We start from the raw sequence: 16,677 nt of genomic DNA, 5'->3' as shown, positions 1-16,677 counted from the left end.
GCCAGAATAGTCGACTACACAGTTGTGTGACAGCGGCTTTTTCAAGCTTTGCGGCATAAAAAAACCGGTGACTATCACCGGTTTTTTGTTTACCTCGACCTCAGCGCGGCGCACCCAGGTGGCCTTTCTCGTCGGAAAACACGATCTCCACCCGACGGTTCTGCGCCCTGCCCCGCTCCGAGGCATTGGCCTCGATCGGGTACTGGTCGCCATAGCCTTCGACCTGGATGCGTTTTTCGTCGACGCCCAGGTCGACCAGCATGTCCGCCACGGCCTGCGCACGATCACGCGACAGCGTCAGGTTGTCCTCGGGGGTGCCGGTGCTGTCGGTATACCCCTCGATGCGCACAACGCGCCGGGGGTTGAGCTGCAGAAACTGCACCAGCTTGAGCACGGTACGGCTGGCGGAGTTCTTCAATTCGGCCTGCCCGGTATCGAACAGCACGTCACCCAGGGTCATCACCAGGCCACGGTCGCTCTGGGTCGTGGCCAGGCTGACGATCTGCGCCTCCAGCCATTTGCCCTGCTGCTGCACGCTGACCAGCTTGGCTTCGCGCAGGGCCAGTTGCAGGCGCTGGCGCTCCAGTTCGAGCTTGGCCAGGCGCTCCTGATTGAGCACCAGGTTGCTGTGCTCGCGGGCAATCTCGCTGTAGCGCTGACTCAGGTAGGCGTAATGGCGCACGTCCGCACCACTGCCCACGTAGCTGGACAACCGCTCGGCACGGGCCAGCGACTCGCCGGCGCGGATCACGTCACGCGGCGCACTGCGCAGCACATTGGAATCGTCCTTCACTGCCTGGAAACTGGCGGCGGCCTGGTCGAGGGCGGTTTCGCTGCGCTCGCTGGCGCAGCCCTGCAACCCCAGCACACCTGCACACAACACGGCCACCAAGGGCTTGATCGAACTCACTGTTGCTCCCCCAACTGCTTGCGCAGACGATTGACCCGCGATTGCAGCAGCGACAGCTGCTCCTGACTCTTGAGGGTCAGCACCCGGGCTTCGGCCAGCCGCGCATCAAGTTCGGCCTGCTCGGCGCGCAGCCGCGCATCACGGTACGACTCGCTGGCCATGTTGCTGCGGGCGCGGGCAAGCTTGTCTTCGGCCAGCTTCAGCTCGGCCACTTCGTCGGTGGCACCGACGGCCTTGGCCTGCTCCAGCGCCTGTTCGGACAGGCGCATCTGCTCGTGGGGCGCCGGGTCGGCAGCGCAACCGGCCAGGGCCAGTAACGCCATGGCAGCGAAAAGCGGTTGAGTTCTCACACAATCTTCCTACTGTTTGGGGGCGTCGAGCGGTTGCTGCAGCTGCGCCTTCCAGCGCTCGACATTGCGTTGCAGTACTGCCTGAGGCACGCCTGAGGCCGGCAATTCTGTCAGTTTTTTGGCCAGCTGTCCGCGCAACCAGGCGTCATTGCACGCCGAATTGTGCGACAGCGCCAGGTACAGCCCGGGGCGATCCAGCGGCAGGCCGCGGGCGATCAGGTCGTTGGCCATGCCAAGGGTCTGCGCCATGGCCATGCCGGCGTAACGCCCGGCCAGCACATAGTCGACCTGGCCAAGCAAAAGCTTCTGGAATGCCTGGGTCAGGTTCTGCGCCGGCGCCAGCTTCAACTGGTCCTTGGCAAACTGGGCGAACGCCGGGGTCAGTCTGGCCTTCTCCGAGATCGCGCCCTGGTGCTGGTGCAGATCGGCCAGGCCGTCGTAGGCCAGCGTGGAGTCGTGCCGGGTCCACACCAGGTAGTCGTTCTGCAGCAGCGCCGGGTGGATGAAGTCGACGCGGGTCAGGTCTTCAGTGGCCAGCGGCGCATCCACCAGCAGGTCCATGCGTCCGCTGCGCACTTCATCCTGCGCCTCGTTGCGCTTGCCTGCGTACAGCACCTCGACCTTCAGCCCAAGCTCCGTCGCCACCTGCTTGAGCAGGTCGACGTTGGCGCCAATCAGGTGCCTGGGGTCCTGCGGGTCGCGCCAGGCATAGGGCGGCGCATCGGGGCTGCCGGTCGCCACCAGACGCTCGCACTTGCCCACCGCCAGCGCCGCCGTGGGCAAGCAGGCAAACCCCAGCAATCCCGCCATCGCCATTCGGCCAAGCCACCCCATGCACATGCCTCCCTTGCGTCGCGAAATAAAAAAGCCCGATCAAAAGACCGGGCTCTTTATAAGTGAAGCGGCTGGATTAAACCAGCTTCTCCAGCTCAGGTACGGCTTCGAACAGGTCGGCGACCAGGCCGTAGTCGGCCACCTGGAAGATCGGCGCCTCTTCGTCCTTGTTGATCGCAACGATCACCTTGGAGTCCTTCATGCCGGCCAGGTGCTGGATCGCGCCAGAGATGCCGACGGCGATGTACAACTGCGGCGCAACGATCTTGCCGGTCTGGCCGACCTGCATGTCGTTGGGCACGAAGCCTGCGTCGACCGCGGCGCGCGAAGCACCCACGGCGGCGCCGAGCTTGTCGGCCAGCGCGTACAGGTGCTTGAAGTTGTCACCGTTCTGCATGCCGCGACCGCCGGAGACGACGATCTTGGCAGCGGTCAGCTCAGGACGATCGGACTTGGCCAGCTCTTCGCCGACAAATGCCGACTTGCCCGCATCGTGGGCAGCGCCAACCGCTTCGACAGCAGCCGAACCACCTTCGGCGGCAACGGCGTCGAAGCCGGTGGCACGCACGGTGATGACCTTGACCGCAGCGCTCGATTGCACGGTGGCAATGGCGTTACCGGCGTAGATCGGACGCTTGAAGGTGTCCGCCGACTCGACCGCGATGATCTCGGAGATCTGGTCGACGTCCAGCAGAGCGGCAACGCGCGGCAGGATGTTCTTGCCGTTGGAGGTGGCTGGTGCCAGCACGTGGCTGTAGGCCTTGCCAAGCTCGGCCACCAGCGGCGCGACGTTTTCCGGCAGCTGGTGCGCATAGGCAGCGTTGTCGGCTACCAGCACCTTGGCCACACCAGCGATTTTCGCGGCAGCTTCGGCAACGCCACCCACGTTCTGGCCAGCGACCAGTACGTGGATATCGCCACCGATTTTCGCGGCGGCAGCAACGGTGTTCAGGGTCGCCGGGGCAACGGCGCCGTTTTCGTGTTCAGCGATAACCAGGATAGTCATTTAGATTACCTTCGCCTCGTTCTTCAGTTTCTCGACCAGTTCAGCCACCGACTTGACCTTGATACCAGCGCTGCGTGCAGCTGGCGCTTCGACTTTCAGGGTCTTGTTGGTAGAGGCGGTGGAAACGCCCAGCGCGTCCGGAGTCACAGTCTCCAGCGGCTTCTTCTTAGCCTTCATGATGTTCGGCAGCGACGCATAGCGCGGCTCGTTCAGACGCAGGTCGGTGGTCACGATCGCTGGCAGGTTCAGTGCAACGGTCTGCAGGCCGCCATCGATTTCACGGGTGACGTTGACCTTGTCGCCGGCCACTTCCACCTTGGAGGCGAAAGTACCCTGGGCATAACCGGTCAGCGCAGCCAGCATCTGGCCGGTCTGGTTGTTGTCGCTGTCGATGGCCTGCTTGCCAAGGATGACCAGCTGAGGCTGCTCCTTGTCGACCACAGCCTTGAGCAGCTTGGCCACGGCCAGCGAGGTCAGCTCTTCAGCCGACTCGACCAGCACGGCGCGGTCGGCACCCAGGGCCAGGGCGGTACGCAGCTGCTCCTGGGCAGTGGCCGGGCCGACGGTAACGACGACGATTTCGCTCGCCACGCCCTTCTCTTTCAGGCGCACGGCTTCTTCTACGGCGATTTCGCAGAAGGGGTTCATGGACATCTTGACGTTAGCAAGGTCTACGCCGGAGTTGTCCGCCTTGACGCGAACCTTGACGTTATAGTCGACCACTCGTTTGACAGCTACAAGAACCTTCATGGATTCCTCGTTACTCTCCGGTGAAAAGAATGTCGCCTGGGCAGAACCGGGCGATTGCGCGTGGGTACAAGGGCACCTCCAAAAACGAACGCGAGCAGGTGAAATTCAACTGACTGTGCAGTCTGTTCTCGACGCTTGCGCGCAAAACCCGTGGGTCATTGTTTGTCGTGGCGTGTAAACTCCACTACAAAGGCGGGTCCTGGCGTAACTGCCCTGCTTTTTGCCTGGTTTTTAGGGGTGCTCCTGCATCCGACGGTCAGCCTACGGCGAGCGTAAAACCGCCCGTATCTTGACCGTAACGCCCAATCCGGTCAATACGGCAAACCAGCCAGCTTCAAGCCGTGCGTCTTTGATTTTACTGGGCTGCGGCAAATTCAAACAAACGTTTGTATTGGACCTCGCAAGTGGTGTAGATATAATGCGCGGCCAAGAGAAAGCGGTGTAGTCCGTCATCACCCGAGCTACACACCCGGGTACATCGAAATGACCGCCTGACACCCGCCAACAAAGAAAAACCGATGAGCCTTGAGTAGGAGAGAACCTGTGGAACGCGAATACATGGAATTCGACGTGGTCATCGTCGGCGCTGGCCCGGCAGGCCTGTCCGCCGCCTGCCGACTGAAGCAGAAGGCCGCCGAAGCCGGTAATGAAATCAGCGTCTGCGTGGTCGAGAAAGGCTCCGAGGTCGGTGCACACATTCTCTCCGGTGCGGTGTTCGAGCCGCATGCCCTGAACGAACTGTTCCCGGACTGGAAAGAACTCGGCGCGCCACTGAACACCGAGGTCAAGCGCGACGACATCTACGTGCTGCGCGACGCCAGCAGCTCGGTCAAGGTGCCCGATCTGTTCGTGCCCAAGACCATGCACAACGAAGGCAACTACATCATCTCGCTGGGCAACCTGTGCCGCTGGCTGGCCCAGCAGGCCGAGAACCTGGGCGTGGAAGTCTACCCAGGCTTCGCTGCCCAGGAAGCGCTGTTCGATGAAAACGGCGTGGTCCGCGGGATCATCACCGGCGACCTGGGTGTCGACCGCGAAGGCAACCCCAAGGAAGGCGTATACACCCCCGGCATGGAACTGCGCGGCAAGTACACGCTGTTCGCCGAAGGCTGCCGTGGGCATATCGGCAAGCAACTGATCAAGCGCTTCGACCTGGACAACGCCAGCGACGTGCAGCACTACGGCATCGGCCTCAAGGAAATCTGGGAAATCGACCCGGCCAAGCACCAGCAAGGCCTGGTGATCCACACCGCCGGCTGGCCGCTGGACGTGATGAGCACCGAGAACACCGGCGGCTCGTTCCTGTATCACCTGGAAAACAACCAGGTGGTGGTCGGCCTGATCGTCGACCTGTCGTATGCCAACGCCTACCTCTCCCCGTTCGACGAGTTCCAGCGCCTCAAGCACCACCCGGTGCTCGCCCAGTACCTGGAGGGTGGCAAGCGCATCAGCTATGGCGCCCGTGCCCTGGCCAAGGGCGGCCTGAACTCGCTGCCGAAAATGGTATTCAAGGGCGGCGCGCTGATCGGCTGCGACCTGGGCACCATGAACGTGGCCAAGATCAAGGGCAGCCACACCGCCATGAAGTCCGGCATGCTCGCAGCCGAAGCGGTGGCCGATGCGCTGCTGGCCGGTAGCGAGGGTGGCGACGAACTGACCGCCTACGTCGACGGCTTCAAGGCCAGCTGGCTGTACGAAGAACTGTTCGCCAGCCGCAACTTCGGCCCGGCGATGCACAAGTTCGGCCCGATGCTCGGCGCGGCATTCAACTATGTCGACCAGAACTGGTTCGGCGGCAAGCTGCCGTTCACCCTGCACGACACCAAGCCGGACTACGCCTGCCTCAAGCTGGCGGCCGACTCGAAGAAGATCGATTACCCCAAGCCCGATGGCAAGTTGAGCTTCGACAAGCTGAGCTCGGTGTTCCTCTCCAGCACCAACCATGAAGAAGAGCAGCCGTGCCACCTTAAGCTGACCGACCCGAGCATTCCGATCGGCACCAACCTGCCGCTGTACGACGAACCGGCGCAGCGCTACTGCCCGGCCGGCGTATACGAGGTGATCAGCCAGGAAGACGGCAGCAAGCGCTTCCAGATCAACGCCCAGAACTGCGTGCACTGCAAGACCTGTGACATCAAGGACCCTTCGCAGAACATCACCTGGGTGACCCCGGAAGGTGCTGGCGGCCCGACTTACCCGAACATGTAAGTACCGCCCACAAAAAAAGCCCCCACGCCTTGCGGCGCTGGGGGCTTTTTCGTGAAGGCGTTCGAGCAAACGGTCTCACACCTTCGCCAACACCAGTTCATCCCCGGCCCGCAGGTCCTCCCGCGCACTGAAGTACACCGCCGTGAGCAGGCCCACCGTGCCCATCAGCAGGCAGAACCCAACACACACCCATGGGCTCCACGGCATCAGCGCAATCAGCATAAGCGGCGTGGTGCTGGCCCACAGCGCATAGGCCAGGTTGTAGGTAAAGGAAATCCCCGACACGCGAATGGCCGGCGGAAACAGCCCGACCATCACCGACGGCACCACCCCCACCACACCACAGGCCAGCCCTGCCAGCGCATAGGCCACCCCGGTCCAGCCCCAGCCGCCGATCAGGCTGGCATACAGCGCCCCCACTCCCAACGGCAGCAACAGGCTGTAGACCATCAGCGCGCGCCAGGCACCTACCCGGTCCACCAGCAAGCCGGCCAGCACGCAACCGATGTTCAAGAACACGATACCCAGCGCGCTCAGGGCGAAGGTGTCGGCCGCGCTCATGCCGAAGCGCTGCTGCATCACCGTCGGGGTAATCACCACCAGCACCACCACCGCCGAGGTCAGCACGCAGGTCAGCAGGGCCGCCGGCACCAGCGCGCGGCGGTGCTCGCGCAGCACCGTGCGCAGCGGGAAGGCCACCGGTTGTTCACGCCGCTCGCGCAGCGCCAGGAACACCGGCGTCTCGCTCAGCCAGCGGCGCAGCCACACCCCGATCACGCCGAACACCCCGCCCAGCAAGAATGGATAGCGCCAGGCGTAGTCCAGAATCTCCTGGGCGGTGAACACCTGGGCCAGCGCCGTGGCGGTCAGCGCGCCCAGCAGGTAGCCGAACGTCAGCCCGGCCTGCAGAAAACCCAGCGCATAGCCCCGCCGCCCGGCCGGCGCATGCTCGGCGACGAAGGTCCAGGCACTTGGCACCTCACCGCCCACCGCCGCGCCCTGCAGAATGCGCAGGCCCAGCAGGATCAGCGGCGCCGCGTAGCCGATGTCGGCATAGGTCGGCATCACCCCGATCAGCAGGCACGGCAGCGCCATCATCAGGATGCTCAGGCTGAAGACCTTCTTGCGCCCCAGGTGATCGGCAAAATGCGCCATCAGGATGCCGCCCAGCGGCCGCGCCAGGTACCCGGTGACGAAGATCCCGAAGCTCTGCAGCAGACGCAGCCACTCCGGCATCTCGGGCGGGAAGAACAGCTGGCTCAGGGTCAGCGCGAAGAACACGAAGATGATGAAATCGTAGATCTCCAGCGCACCGCCCAGCGCCGCCAGGCCCAGGGTCTTGTGGTCTGCGCGTGACAACGACGGTCGGGGGGTAGCGATGGCACTCATGGGCGTTTCCGCAAATCGGCAAACGCAAGAGGATAGCAAAACACTGCGGCCAATGGCCCGACAAGCTTCAGGACGGTCGACAGAACACGGTCTGGGCAAAATTGGTGCGCCGCGGCAGGTAGCCTGCACGGGCGCCCAGGCCACCGCTCAGCTCCATCTGATCGATTACCACCGGCGCATCGATGATCGCCATGAAGGACTCCAGCGCCTCGCTGTCTGGCACCTTGGGCAGGCTCAGGCTCACCGCCTGGCGCTGTGACACCGGTACTGCAGGTACCTTCAGGTGCTGAGAGTGATACAGCAAGGCATGCTGGATCGGCAGGCTCGCCTTGCAGAAGCGCGCCATGTCCACGCCCGCGTGGCTGGCCAGATCGATGTTGCCGATCAGCAGATTGAAGGGCTGCAGGGCCGCCTGCACCAGGCGCTGCAGTTCGACGAAACTCTCGACCGGGGCAATGCGGTAATAGCCCAGTCCATTGAGCATCTTTTCCAGTTGCAGCAACTGGCTGGGGTGCTCGTCGGCGATCAGGATGCGCATCGATTTGTTTGGCATCGTCCGGACCTGGCAGAAGGTAAAGGGAGTTAGCGTCCTTGACCCTACAGCGACAATCCACGACTGCAAGTTGCTGCAAACATCGCGCCTGAACAGAGGTCTGCCACTGATACTTGTAGGGAATCGCGCATAAATCAAGGAACAACCCGAACTTTCACCCTGGATCGCAGCCCCGCGCTCAGGATTCCCACTCGCGCATGCGCACGCGGCAGTGCTTCATCGCATTGACGATGTGCTTCTCCACCAGGCTGCGGGAAATGCCCAGGCGCAAGGCGATCTGCTGATGCGACAGGCCATCGAGCTTGCGCAATATGAAGCTGTCGCGGCATGTCGGGCTGAGTTCGGCCAGCGCACGCTGCATCAATGCCAGGCGCTGATCGCCATGCATGGCGTGCAAGGGGGTCGGGCTGTGCCAGCGCTCGTCGGTATCGAGCACCTCCAGGGGTTCGACCTGGCGGATCCGCTCGCGTCGATGGCCATCCACCACCAGGTTCAGTGCAGTACGGTAGAGAAACGCGCGAGGGTGCTCGATAGGTTGCGAATCAGCCCGCTCCAGCACCCGCAGGTAGGCGTCATGGGCGACGTCTTCGGCCGCGTGGCGGCTGCCCAGGCGCGACATCAGAAAGCTCACCAGCTCTCGATAGTAGTGTTCCACAACAGTACCTGTGCGCGACGTTGCCGAGGTTGAACCCGCTGGGTCGTATGGCTCGACACAATAACACTAATTAATATTATTCTCATCAAGCGACTCGGTCATACTCTCGCCCGTGTTGCCCTGGCGCGGGCTGGCCCAGCCACGCACCGGTTTAAATTACCTCGAATACCGCTCGTTTAACTTGCAGCCTTCCATGCCTGCCGAGCGCGTGTTCGTCACCTCCTGGCATGGATCAACCCCCTGGTTGGAAGCCCGCATGAAACGCCCGAAAAACAAACGCCGCCTGCTCGTGTGCTGCCTCGGCCTGCTTGCCCTGGGCACGCTGGTCGCCTGGAAGACCCTGCCAGGCAACGACCAACTGACCACCGTGGCGGTCACCCGCGCCAACATCGAAAGCAGCGTCACCGCGCTGGGCACCCTGCAACCCAGACGCTACGTCGATGTCGGTGCCCAGGCTTCCGGGCAGATCCGCAAGATCCACGTCGAAGCCGGCGACTCGATCGAGGAAGGCCAGTTGCTGGTCGAGATCGACCCCTCCACCCAGCAGGCCAAGCTCGATGCCAGCCGCTTCGCCATCGAGAACCTGCAGGCCCAGCTCCAGGAACAGCGCGCCCAGAACGAACTGGCCCGCCAGAAGTACCAGCGCCAGCAGAGCCTGGTGGCCAATGGCGCCACCCGCGAGGAAGACGTACAGACCGCGCGCGCCGAACTCAAGGCCACCCAGGCCCGCATCGACATGTACCAGGCGCAGATCCGCCAGGCCCAGGCCACCCTGCGCAGCGACCAGGCAGAACTGGGCTACACGCGCATCTACGCGCCGATGTCCGGTACCGTGGTGGCCGTCGATGCCCGCGAAGGCCAGACCCTCAACGCACAGCAGCAGACCCCGCTGATCCTGCGCATCGCCAAGCTCTCGCCGATGACCGTGTGGGCCGAGGTCTCCGAAGCCGACATCGGCCACGTCAAGCCGGGCATGAACGCCTACTTCACCACCCTCAGCGGCGGTAGCCGGCGCTGGGCCAGCACCGTGCGCCAGATCCTGCCGATCCCGCCCAAACCGCTGGGCGAAAGCGGCCAGGGCGGTGGCAGCCCGAACACCTCGAGCAAAAGCGGCAGTGGCCGCGTGGTGCTCTACACCGTACTGCTGGACGTCGACAACGCCGACAGCGCACTGATGGCCGAGATGACCGCCCAGGTATTCTTCGTGGCCAGCCAGGCCAGCAATGTCCTCACCGCCCCCATCGCCGCCCTGCACGGCGGGCTCAGGGACACCACGCAGATGGCCAGGGTGGTGGCCAGCAACGGCCGCGTCGAGGAACGTCAGGTACGCACCGGCATCAGCGACCGCCTGCACATCGAGATCCTCGATGGCCTGAGCGAAGGCGACCGCCTGCTGATCGGCCCGCTAGAAGGCAGCGAGGGTTGAATGCAGACGCCACTGATCCAGCTCAAATCCATCAGCAAGTCTTACGGCGGCGCAGGCACGCCGCGGGTCGACGTCCTGCATGGCATCGACCTGTCCATCCATGCCGGTGAGTTCCTCGCCATCGTCGGCGCCTCGGGCTCCGGCAAGTCGACCCTGATGAACATACTCGGCTGCCTCGACCGCCCCACCAGCGGCCACTACCTGTTCGCCGGCGAGGACGTCGCCCACCTCGACAGCGACGCCCTGGCCTGGCTGCGCCGCGAGGCCTTCGGTTTCGTGTTCCAGGGCTATCACCTGATCCCCTCCTGCTCGGCCCAAGAGAACGTCGAGATGCCCGCGATCTACGCCGGCACCCCGGCGCCGGAGCGACACGCGCGCGCCGCTGCGCTGCTCGAGCGCCTGGGCCTGGGCCAGCGTACCGCCAACCGCCCGCACCAACTGTCCGGCGGCCAGCAACAGCGGGTGTCGATCGCCCGCGCACTGATGAACGGCGGCCACATCATCCTCGCCGACGAGCCCACCGGGGCGCTGGACAGCCACAGCGGCGTAGAGGTCATGAAGCTGCTGGACGAACTGGCCAGCCAGGGCCACGTGGTCATCCTCATCACCCACGACCGTGCGGTGGCGGCCCGCGCCAGGCGCATCATCGAGATCAGCGACGGCCGGATCATCAGCGACTCGGCGCCGGTCCCGCTGGACCAGCCGGTGGACGCTCCGCCGGGTGCCCTGCAGGCCGTCGACCTGCGCGAACGCATGGCCGACGGCAGCGAATATGCCGGGGCCTGGAAGGGCGAGCTGGTCGATGCCGTGCAGGCCGCCTGGCGCGTCATGTGGATCAACCGTTTTCGCACTGCCCTCACCCTGCTCGGCATCGTCATCGGCGTGGCCTCGGTGGTGGTGATGCTGGCGGTGGGCGAAGGCAGCAAGCGCCAGGTGATGGCGCAGATGGGCGCGTTCGGTTCCAACATCATCTACCTCAGCGGGCACGCTCCCAACCCGCGTACACCGCCTGGGGTCATCACCCTGGAAGACGTCGCCGCCGTGGGCAGGCTGCCGCAGGTCCAGCGCATCATGCCGGTCAACGGCTCCACCGCCGGCGTGCGCTACGGTAATGCCGACTACACCAGCTACGTGGGCGGCAACGACACCAACTTCCCGGCCATCTTCAACTGGCCGGTGGTGCAAGGCAGCTATTTCACCGAAGCCGACGAGCGCAACGCCAGCGCCGTCGCGGTCATCGGCCACAAGGTGCGCGAAAAGCTGCTCAAGGACGCCGCCAACCCCATTGGCGAATACATCCTGATCGAGAACGTGCCCTTCCAGGTGGTGGGTGTGCTCGCCGAAAAAGGCGCAAGTTCAGGCGACCAGGACAGCGACGACCGTATCGCGGTGCCCTATTCGGCCGCCAGCATCCGCCTGTTCGGCAGCCAGAACCCCGAGTACGTGGCCATTGCCGCCGCCGATGCACGTCGCGTCAACGAGGCCGAAAAGGCCATCGACCAGTTGATGCTGCGCCTGCACAACGGCAAGCGCGACTACGAGCTGACCAACAACGCCGCCATGATCCAGGCCGAAGCCCGCACCCAGGGCACCCTGTCGCTGATGCTCGGCGCGATTGCCGCCATCTCGCTGCTGGTGGGCGGCATCGGCGTGATGAACATCATGCTCATGACCGTGCGCGAGCGTACCCGCGAGATCGGCATCCGCATGGCCACCGGTGCCCGCCAGCGCGACATCCTGCGCCAGTTCCTGACCGAGGCGGTGATGCTCTCCGTGGTCGGCGGCCTCACCGGCATCGGCCTGGCCCTGCTGGTGGGGGGGGCGCTGCTGCTCAGCGAGGTGGCCGTGGCGTTTTCCCTGACCGCCGTGCTCGGTGCCTTTGCCTGCGCCCTGGTCACCGGCGTCATCTTCGGCTTCATGCCTGCCCGCAAGGCCGCCCGGCTCGACCCGGTGGCAGCCCTTACCAGCGAATGAACACACTATGAAAGCGCCATTGACCCTACTTGCCGCCAGCCTGTTGCTCGCGGCCTGCGCCAGCCAGGCGCCGCGCCCGGACAGCGGCCTGCAGCTACCGCCACGCTGGCATACCGAACACCTGGACGCGGCCGGCACCCTTGACCGGCAATGGTGGACCACCTTCGGCAGCCGCGAACTCGACCAGTTGATCGACCAGGCGCGGGTGGGCAGCCATGACCTGGCCGGTGCCGTCGCCCGTGTGCGCCAGGCCCAGGCCAGTGCCGTGATCGCCGGCGCCGCGCTGCTGCCCGAACTCAATGCGGGCCTCAACGCCACGCGCCAGAAGCGCATGTACGCCTACCGCTCCAGCACCCTGGACAACAGCACCGCCAACAAGGCCACCAACAGTTACCAGGCCAGCCTGAGCGCTACCTACGAGGTGGACTTCTGGGGTGGCAAGCGCGCCGGTCGCGACAGCGCCCGCTTCAGCCTGCAAGCCAGCGAGTTCGAGCGCGACACCGTCGAGCTGACCCTGCTCAGCGGCGTGGCCGACCACTACACGCGCTGGCTGGCCCTGGTCGAACAGCAGCGCATTGCCGAACAGAACCTGGACAACGCCCAGAGCGTGCTGCACCTGGTGCAGAGCCGCTACGACTCGGGCTCCGCCACCGCACTGGAACTGGCCCAGCAGAAGAGCCTGGTGGCCGCGCAACAGCGCCAGCTGCCACTGCTGGCCCAGGACGCCGAGCAGACATTGATCAGCCTGGCCGCCCTGCTTGGCCAACCGCGCCAGCAACTGCAGCTGGATCGTGAAGCCTTCGCCCGGCTGAGCTGGCCGGACATTGCCGCCAGCCTGCCGAGCGAGCTGCTTACCCGTCGCCCCGACATCGCCAGCGCCGAAGCCCAGCTGGCCGCAGCGCAAGCCGATGTGCAGGTGGCGCGGGCCAACATGCTGCCAGCACTGACCCTGACTGCTACCGTCGGTTCGGGCGCCTCCCACGTCGACGACATGCTGCGCAACCCGGTGTACAACCTGGGTGCCGGGCTGGTGGCGCCGATCTTCAACGGCGGGCGCCTGAAGGCCGAGCGCGACAAGGCCACGGCACGCCAGCAGGAACTGCTGGAAACCTACCGCGGCGCGATCATCAATGGCTTTGCCGACGTAGAGAAGGCCCTGAACAGCATTCGCGGGCTGGACCAGCAACGCCAGTGGCAAAGCGAAGAGCTGGCCCAGGCGCAACGCGCCTTCCAGATTGCCCAGAGCCGCTACCAGGCAGGTGCCGAAGACCTGCTCACCGTGCTGGAAACCCAGCGCACGCTGTTCGCTGCCCAGGACGACAACGTGCAATTGCGCCGCTCGCGCCTGCAGGCCAGCATCGCGCTGTACAAGGCGCTGGGCGGCGGCTGGCAGGCAACCCCCCAGGTACGCTAGGGCACACCGGCAGGCAGCGCCTTACACCTGGCGCTGCCTGACCTTCAGGTGACGGGCGTACCACGGACGCTGCGGCACCCGGCGAACCAGGCTGGCCAGCCCGTCTTCGTCGCTGTAGGTGATGCGCAACGCCAGCTTCATGGTCTCCGGGTCCATCTCCACGCTCTTGCCCACCTGCAGGCCCGGCACCGTGCTGCAACCGTGGGTGATCGGGCCCAGCCAGGGGTCGGCCACCTCCACCCAGCGCCCGGGCGCGAACCACGCCACCCCGTTGACCTCGCGCCGCACCACCTGGCCGGGGTGAAAGCGCTCATGGGCGCGGTACCAGTCCTCGATACGGTCATCGATCCAGCCATGGAAGCGCCAGAACACCGGGTTGACGTGGGACGAGAACGGGTCGCCGAGAAAATCGTTTTCGGGCCCGTACCAGCGCGGCGCAAAATCGCTAGGGGTGCGCGCATAGGGCACCGGTGCACCGTTGACCGGGTCACGCGGCACCGACGCCCAGCGCATGTGCAGCCAGTCGTGCAACCCCAGTTCCACCTCCGAGCCGAACTGCCCCAGGGTCAGGCGCGAAAGATAATGCGGGTCGCTGTAGCGTGACTCCCACAGCTCGAAGTTGGCATGGAAAACCTCACTGCTCTTGATGTCCTTGACCCACTGGGTGTACTCGTCATCGCCCTGCGCCAGCCAGGTGGGCGGCAAGGCGTTGCCATCCTGGTTGTCGAAGTAGCGCAAAAAGCCTGCGCGGTCACGCGCCAGTTCCGGCTGCGGCATCGGAAAGCGCGGCCAAGACGGCAGGTCCTGCATCGAACGTGCGGTACCGAGCATGTGCCGGTGCATGAAAAAGAAGTCCTCGCCCGAACCGTTGCGATCCTTGCGCGGGCCACGGGCATCGCGCTCATGGTCACGCGGACCGGGCTGCCAGCCGATGGCACGCAACGCCTCGTGCTGCTTGGGTGCCAGCTTGTGCCACTTGTCCCGCGAGGCATGCCACAACTGGTGGAACAGGCGATGCTCGGGGGAGATCAGCCACGCCAGCAACGTCGGGTTCAGCGCGGTGCGCTCGCGAGCTTCGGGGAAGGTCCGCTTGCGCGCCACAAAGCGGTGGTTCTGCTCGGGCAGGGCCAGCGGGCGCTGCAGGTCCAGCACCTGGCCGGTGAGCGTGGCAGTGCCGGCGTTACCGAAATCGCCCCATACCTCATCGAGCAGCACGCGGCACTCATAGCGCGCCAGCCCCGCAGCGTCCGCTGTGGGTATCAGCCGCCAGCTCAACACATTCGGCGCACCCGGCATCAGGTCGCCCACCACCCGGTAGCGGGGCTCGGCGTCACTGCGCAGGCGCTCGGGCGTGTCCAGGCAACCGCGCAGGCCGCGGCCACGCGGAGCAATATCCAGCAACAACTCCAGGGACGTGTGTTCAAGCCCTTCCAGGCCGGCATTGCCGCCTTCCAGCTGCCAGATGCCACGCAGGGTATCGGCCAACTGCTGGCCGGCGGTATCGGGCAAGTCGACGGTGGCCTCCCCGGGGGTGATCGGAAATTCCTCGCGTGTCAGCTCGCGGTGCGCGTACAGCGCCCCAGGCACCGCCACGCCCGTCAGTGCAACACCCGCAATGAACCCTCGTCGAGAAATCGTCATTGACCTACCTGTGTGTCTCGCGTTGCGCCATGGAGCATGGCGTTGTCGAAGCTAGAACGTTGTGCACACAGGGAAATTTAGCCAGCAAGCGGCCCCGGGCGGCCCGCACAGGGCGCAGGCGACGGCTAAATTTCTGCCGATTGCGCTCGTTCTCACCAGATAGCAAAGGCCTCGTGCCTGAACCTCGACGGTGAACCTGACTGAGACCACGATGACCACACCACGCTGGAAAAAAGCCTTGTACATCAGCCTGGCCACCGCGCTCACCGCCGGTGCCGGGGTGGCCGCCTGGACCTACTTCGGCCCCAGCGCCGGCTACCCCCGCGAGGTGGTCAAGCAGGCCAATGAACTGCAGGATCGCCTGCTCTCGTTCGACAGCCACATCACCCTGCCGGCCAACTTCGGCATGGAAGGCAATGAAGCCGACAAGGAAGGCAGCGGACGCTTCGACCTCGTCAAGACCGCCCGCGGGCGCCTGTCCGGCGCCGCGCTGACCATTTTTGCCTGGCCCGAAATGTGGAACGGCCCCAACGGTCCGCACCGGCCCACCGAAGGCTTCGTGCAGGAAGCACGCAACCTGCAGGAAGTGCGCTACAAGTCGATCATGGCGATGGTGCGCGACTACCCCAACCAGGTGGCCATCGCCTACACCCCACAGGACATGCGGCGCCTGCACGGCGAAGGCAAGTTCGCGGTGTTCATCAGCATGCTCAACGCCTACCCGCTGGGTACCGACCTCGACCTGCTCGACCTGTGGGCCTCGCGCGGCATGCGCATGTTCGGCTTCAGCTACGTGGGTAACAACGCCTGGGCCGACTCCTCGCGCCCGCTGCCGTTCTTCAACGACACCGCCGACGCCCTTGACGGGCTGTCGCCCCTGGGCCGCCAGGCGGTACAGCGGCTCAACGACCTGGGCGTGATCATCGACGTCTCGCAGATGTCCACCAAGGCCCTGGAGCAGGTGGCCCGGCTCAGCCGCACGCCGCTGGTGGCGTCCAACTCCGCCCCACGGGCGATGGTCGACATCCCGCGCAACCTCAGCGACAAGGAGATGCAACTGATCAAGGACAGCGGCGGCGTGATCCAGGTGGTGGCCTTCTCCACCTACCTCAAGCCCCTGAGCCAGAAGACCCAGGACAAGCTCAACGCCCTGCGTGCGCGCTTCGACCTGCTGCCGCTGCCCAACCTGGCGGTGGCCCTGATGCCCGGCGACCCGATCATCGCTGCCTGGCCCGAGCAGCGCTTCGGCCAGTACGCCAGCGAGCTGTACGGCATTCTCGAAGAAGAGCCGCCGGCCTCGCTCAAGGAGTTCGGTGACGCCATCGACTACACCGTGCGCAAGGTCGGCATCGATCACGTTGGCATCAGCTCGGACTTCAACGAGGGCGGTGGCGTGGACGGCTGGCGCGATGTGGGCGAAACCCGCAACGTCACCGCCGAACTGCTCTCACGCGGCTACTCCGAGGCCGATATCGCCAAGCTCTGGGGCGGCAACTTCCTGCGGGTGTGGGAACAGGCGCAAAACGCCGCCCGCCCTGTAGCCGCCTCTTCCCGTTGACTCGCCAGC

14 protein-coding genes are annotated in these 16,677 nt (G+C 65.0%); 5 read left to right on the top strand and 9 right to left on the bottom strand.

The window, feature by feature from the left end; translation table 11 throughout:
• Positions 1 to 100: 100 nt before the first annotated feature.
• The 5 genes from DN387_RS16525 to DN387_RS16505 all read right to left on the bottom strand — a co-directional run bounded on the left by DN387_RS16525 (position 101) and on the right by DN387_RS16505 (position 3,850).
• The gene (locus DN387_RS16525) at positions 101 to 910 is read right to left on the bottom strand and encodes an OmpA family protein (protein WP_043863147.1); all 810 of its coding nucleotides are present in this window, start codon (positions 908 to 910) and stop codon (positions 101 to 103) included.
• Positions 907 to 1,260 carry a DUF4398 domain-containing protein gene (locus DN387_RS16520; RefSeq protein WP_043863148.1) on the bottom strand — a complete coding sequence of 118 codons (354 nt, stop codon included), beginning with the start codon at positions 1,258 to 1,260 and terminating at the stop codon, positions 907 to 909. Before DN387_RS16520 ends, DN387_RS16525 begins: the two co-directional genes overlap by 4 nt.
• 9 nt (positions 1,261 to 1,269) lie before the next feature.
• Complete coding sequence (locus tag DN387_RS16515) at positions 1,270 to 2,100, bottom strand: ABC transporter substrate-binding protein (RefSeq protein WP_054915665.1); 831 nt, start codon at positions 2,098 to 2,100, stop codon at positions 1,270 to 1,272.
• 70 nt (positions 2,101 to 2,170) lie between these two features.
• Positions 2,171 to 3,100: an electron transfer flavoprotein subunit alpha/FixB family protein gene (locus DN387_RS16510; protein ID WP_043863150.1), complete on the bottom strand. Its 930-nt coding sequence runs from the start codon at positions 3,098 to 3,100 to the stop codon at positions 2,171 to 2,173.
• Positions 3,101 to 3,850 (bottom strand): electron transfer flavoprotein subunit beta/FixA family protein, encoded by a 750-nt coding sequence (locus tag DN387_RS16505; protein WP_043863151.1) that lies wholly within the window; start codon positions 3,848 to 3,850, stop codon positions 3,101 to 3,103.
• A gap of 543 nt (positions 3,851 to 4,393) precedes the next feature.
• Between DN387_RS16505 and DN387_RS16500 the strand changes: the two genes are divergently transcribed.
• A complete protein-coding gene (locus DN387_RS16500; RefSeq protein WP_054915664.1) occupies positions 4,394 to 6,058 on the top strand; it encodes an electron transfer flavoprotein-ubiquinone oxidoreductase in 1,665 nt (554 codons plus the stop codon).
• 75 nt (positions 6,059 to 6,133) lie between these two features.
• Here the strand turns inward: DN387_RS16500 and DN387_RS16495 are convergent, their stop codons facing one another.
• From DN387_RS16495 to DN387_RS16485, 3 genes are all read right to left on the bottom strand, one after another.
• The gene (locus DN387_RS16495) at positions 6,134 to 7,447 is read right to left on the bottom strand and encodes an MFS transporter (protein WP_043863153.1); all 1,314 of its coding nucleotides are present in this window, start codon (positions 7,445 to 7,447) and stop codon (positions 6,134 to 6,136) included.
• A gap of 67 nt (positions 7,448 to 7,514) precedes the next feature.
• Entirely contained in the window at positions 7,515 to 8,000 is a 486-nt protein-coding gene (locus DN387_RS16490; protein WP_043863154.1) for a response regulator, read from the bottom strand.
• A gap of 178 nt (positions 8,001 to 8,178) precedes the next feature.
• Positions 8,179 to 8,655 carry a sigma-70 family RNA polymerase sigma factor gene (locus DN387_RS16485; protein WP_043863155.1) on the bottom strand — a complete coding sequence of 159 codons (477 nt, stop codon included), beginning with the start codon at positions 8,653 to 8,655 and terminating at the stop codon, positions 8,179 to 8,181.
• Positions 8,656 to 8,911: 256 nt separating this feature from the next.
• On the opposite strand from DN387_RS16485, the gene DN387_RS16480 reads away from it, so the two are divergent.
• The 3 genes from DN387_RS16480 to DN387_RS16470 are packed head-to-tail and all read left to right on the top strand — an operon-like array spanning position 8,912 to position 13,469.
• Entirely contained in the window at positions 8,912 to 10,081 is a 1,170-nt protein-coding gene (locus DN387_RS16480; RefSeq protein WP_054915663.1) for an efflux RND transporter periplasmic adaptor subunit, read from the top strand.
• Complete coding sequence (locus DN387_RS16475; protein ID WP_043863157.1) at positions 10,082 to 12,055, top strand: MacB family efflux pump subunit; 1,974 nt, start codon at positions 10,082 to 10,084, stop codon at positions 12,053 to 12,055.
• A 7-nt stretch (positions 12,056 to 12,062) separates the two neighbouring features.
• Positions 12,063 to 13,469 (top strand): efflux transporter outer membrane subunit, encoded by a 1,407-nt coding sequence (locus DN387_RS16470; protein ID WP_043863158.1) that lies wholly within the window; start codon positions 12,063 to 12,065, stop codon positions 13,467 to 13,469.
• 21 nt (positions 13,470 to 13,490) lie between these two features.
• On the opposite strand, the gene DN387_RS16465 is transcribed toward DN387_RS16470, so the two are convergent.
• On the bottom strand, positions 13,491 to 15,110 hold the full coding sequence (locus DN387_RS16465; RefSeq protein ID WP_054915662.1) for a hypothetical protein: 1,620 nt from the start codon (positions 15,108 to 15,110) through the stop codon (positions 13,491 to 13,493).
• A gap of 211 nt (positions 15,111 to 15,321) precedes the next feature.
• On the opposite strand from DN387_RS16465, the gene pvdM reads away from it, so the two are divergent.
• Positions 15,322 to 16,668, top strand: a complete 1,347-nt coding sequence (gene pvdM, locus DN387_RS16460) for a pyoverdine-tailoring dipeptidase-like protein PvdM (RefSeq protein ID WP_043863160.1) — start codon at positions 15,322 to 15,324, stop codon at positions 16,666 to 16,668.
• Positions 16,669 to 16,677: the final 9 nt, after the last annotated feature.

It is taken from the genome of Pseudomonas sp. FBF18 (assembly GCF_024261405.1).
Lineage (GTDB): Bacteria > Pseudomonadota > Gammaproteobacteria > Pseudomonadales > Pseudomonadaceae > Aquipseudomonas > Aquipseudomonas palmensis.
Note: the sequence above shows the minus strand (reverse complement) of the source record. Positions and strands in the feature narration are given on the sequence as shown.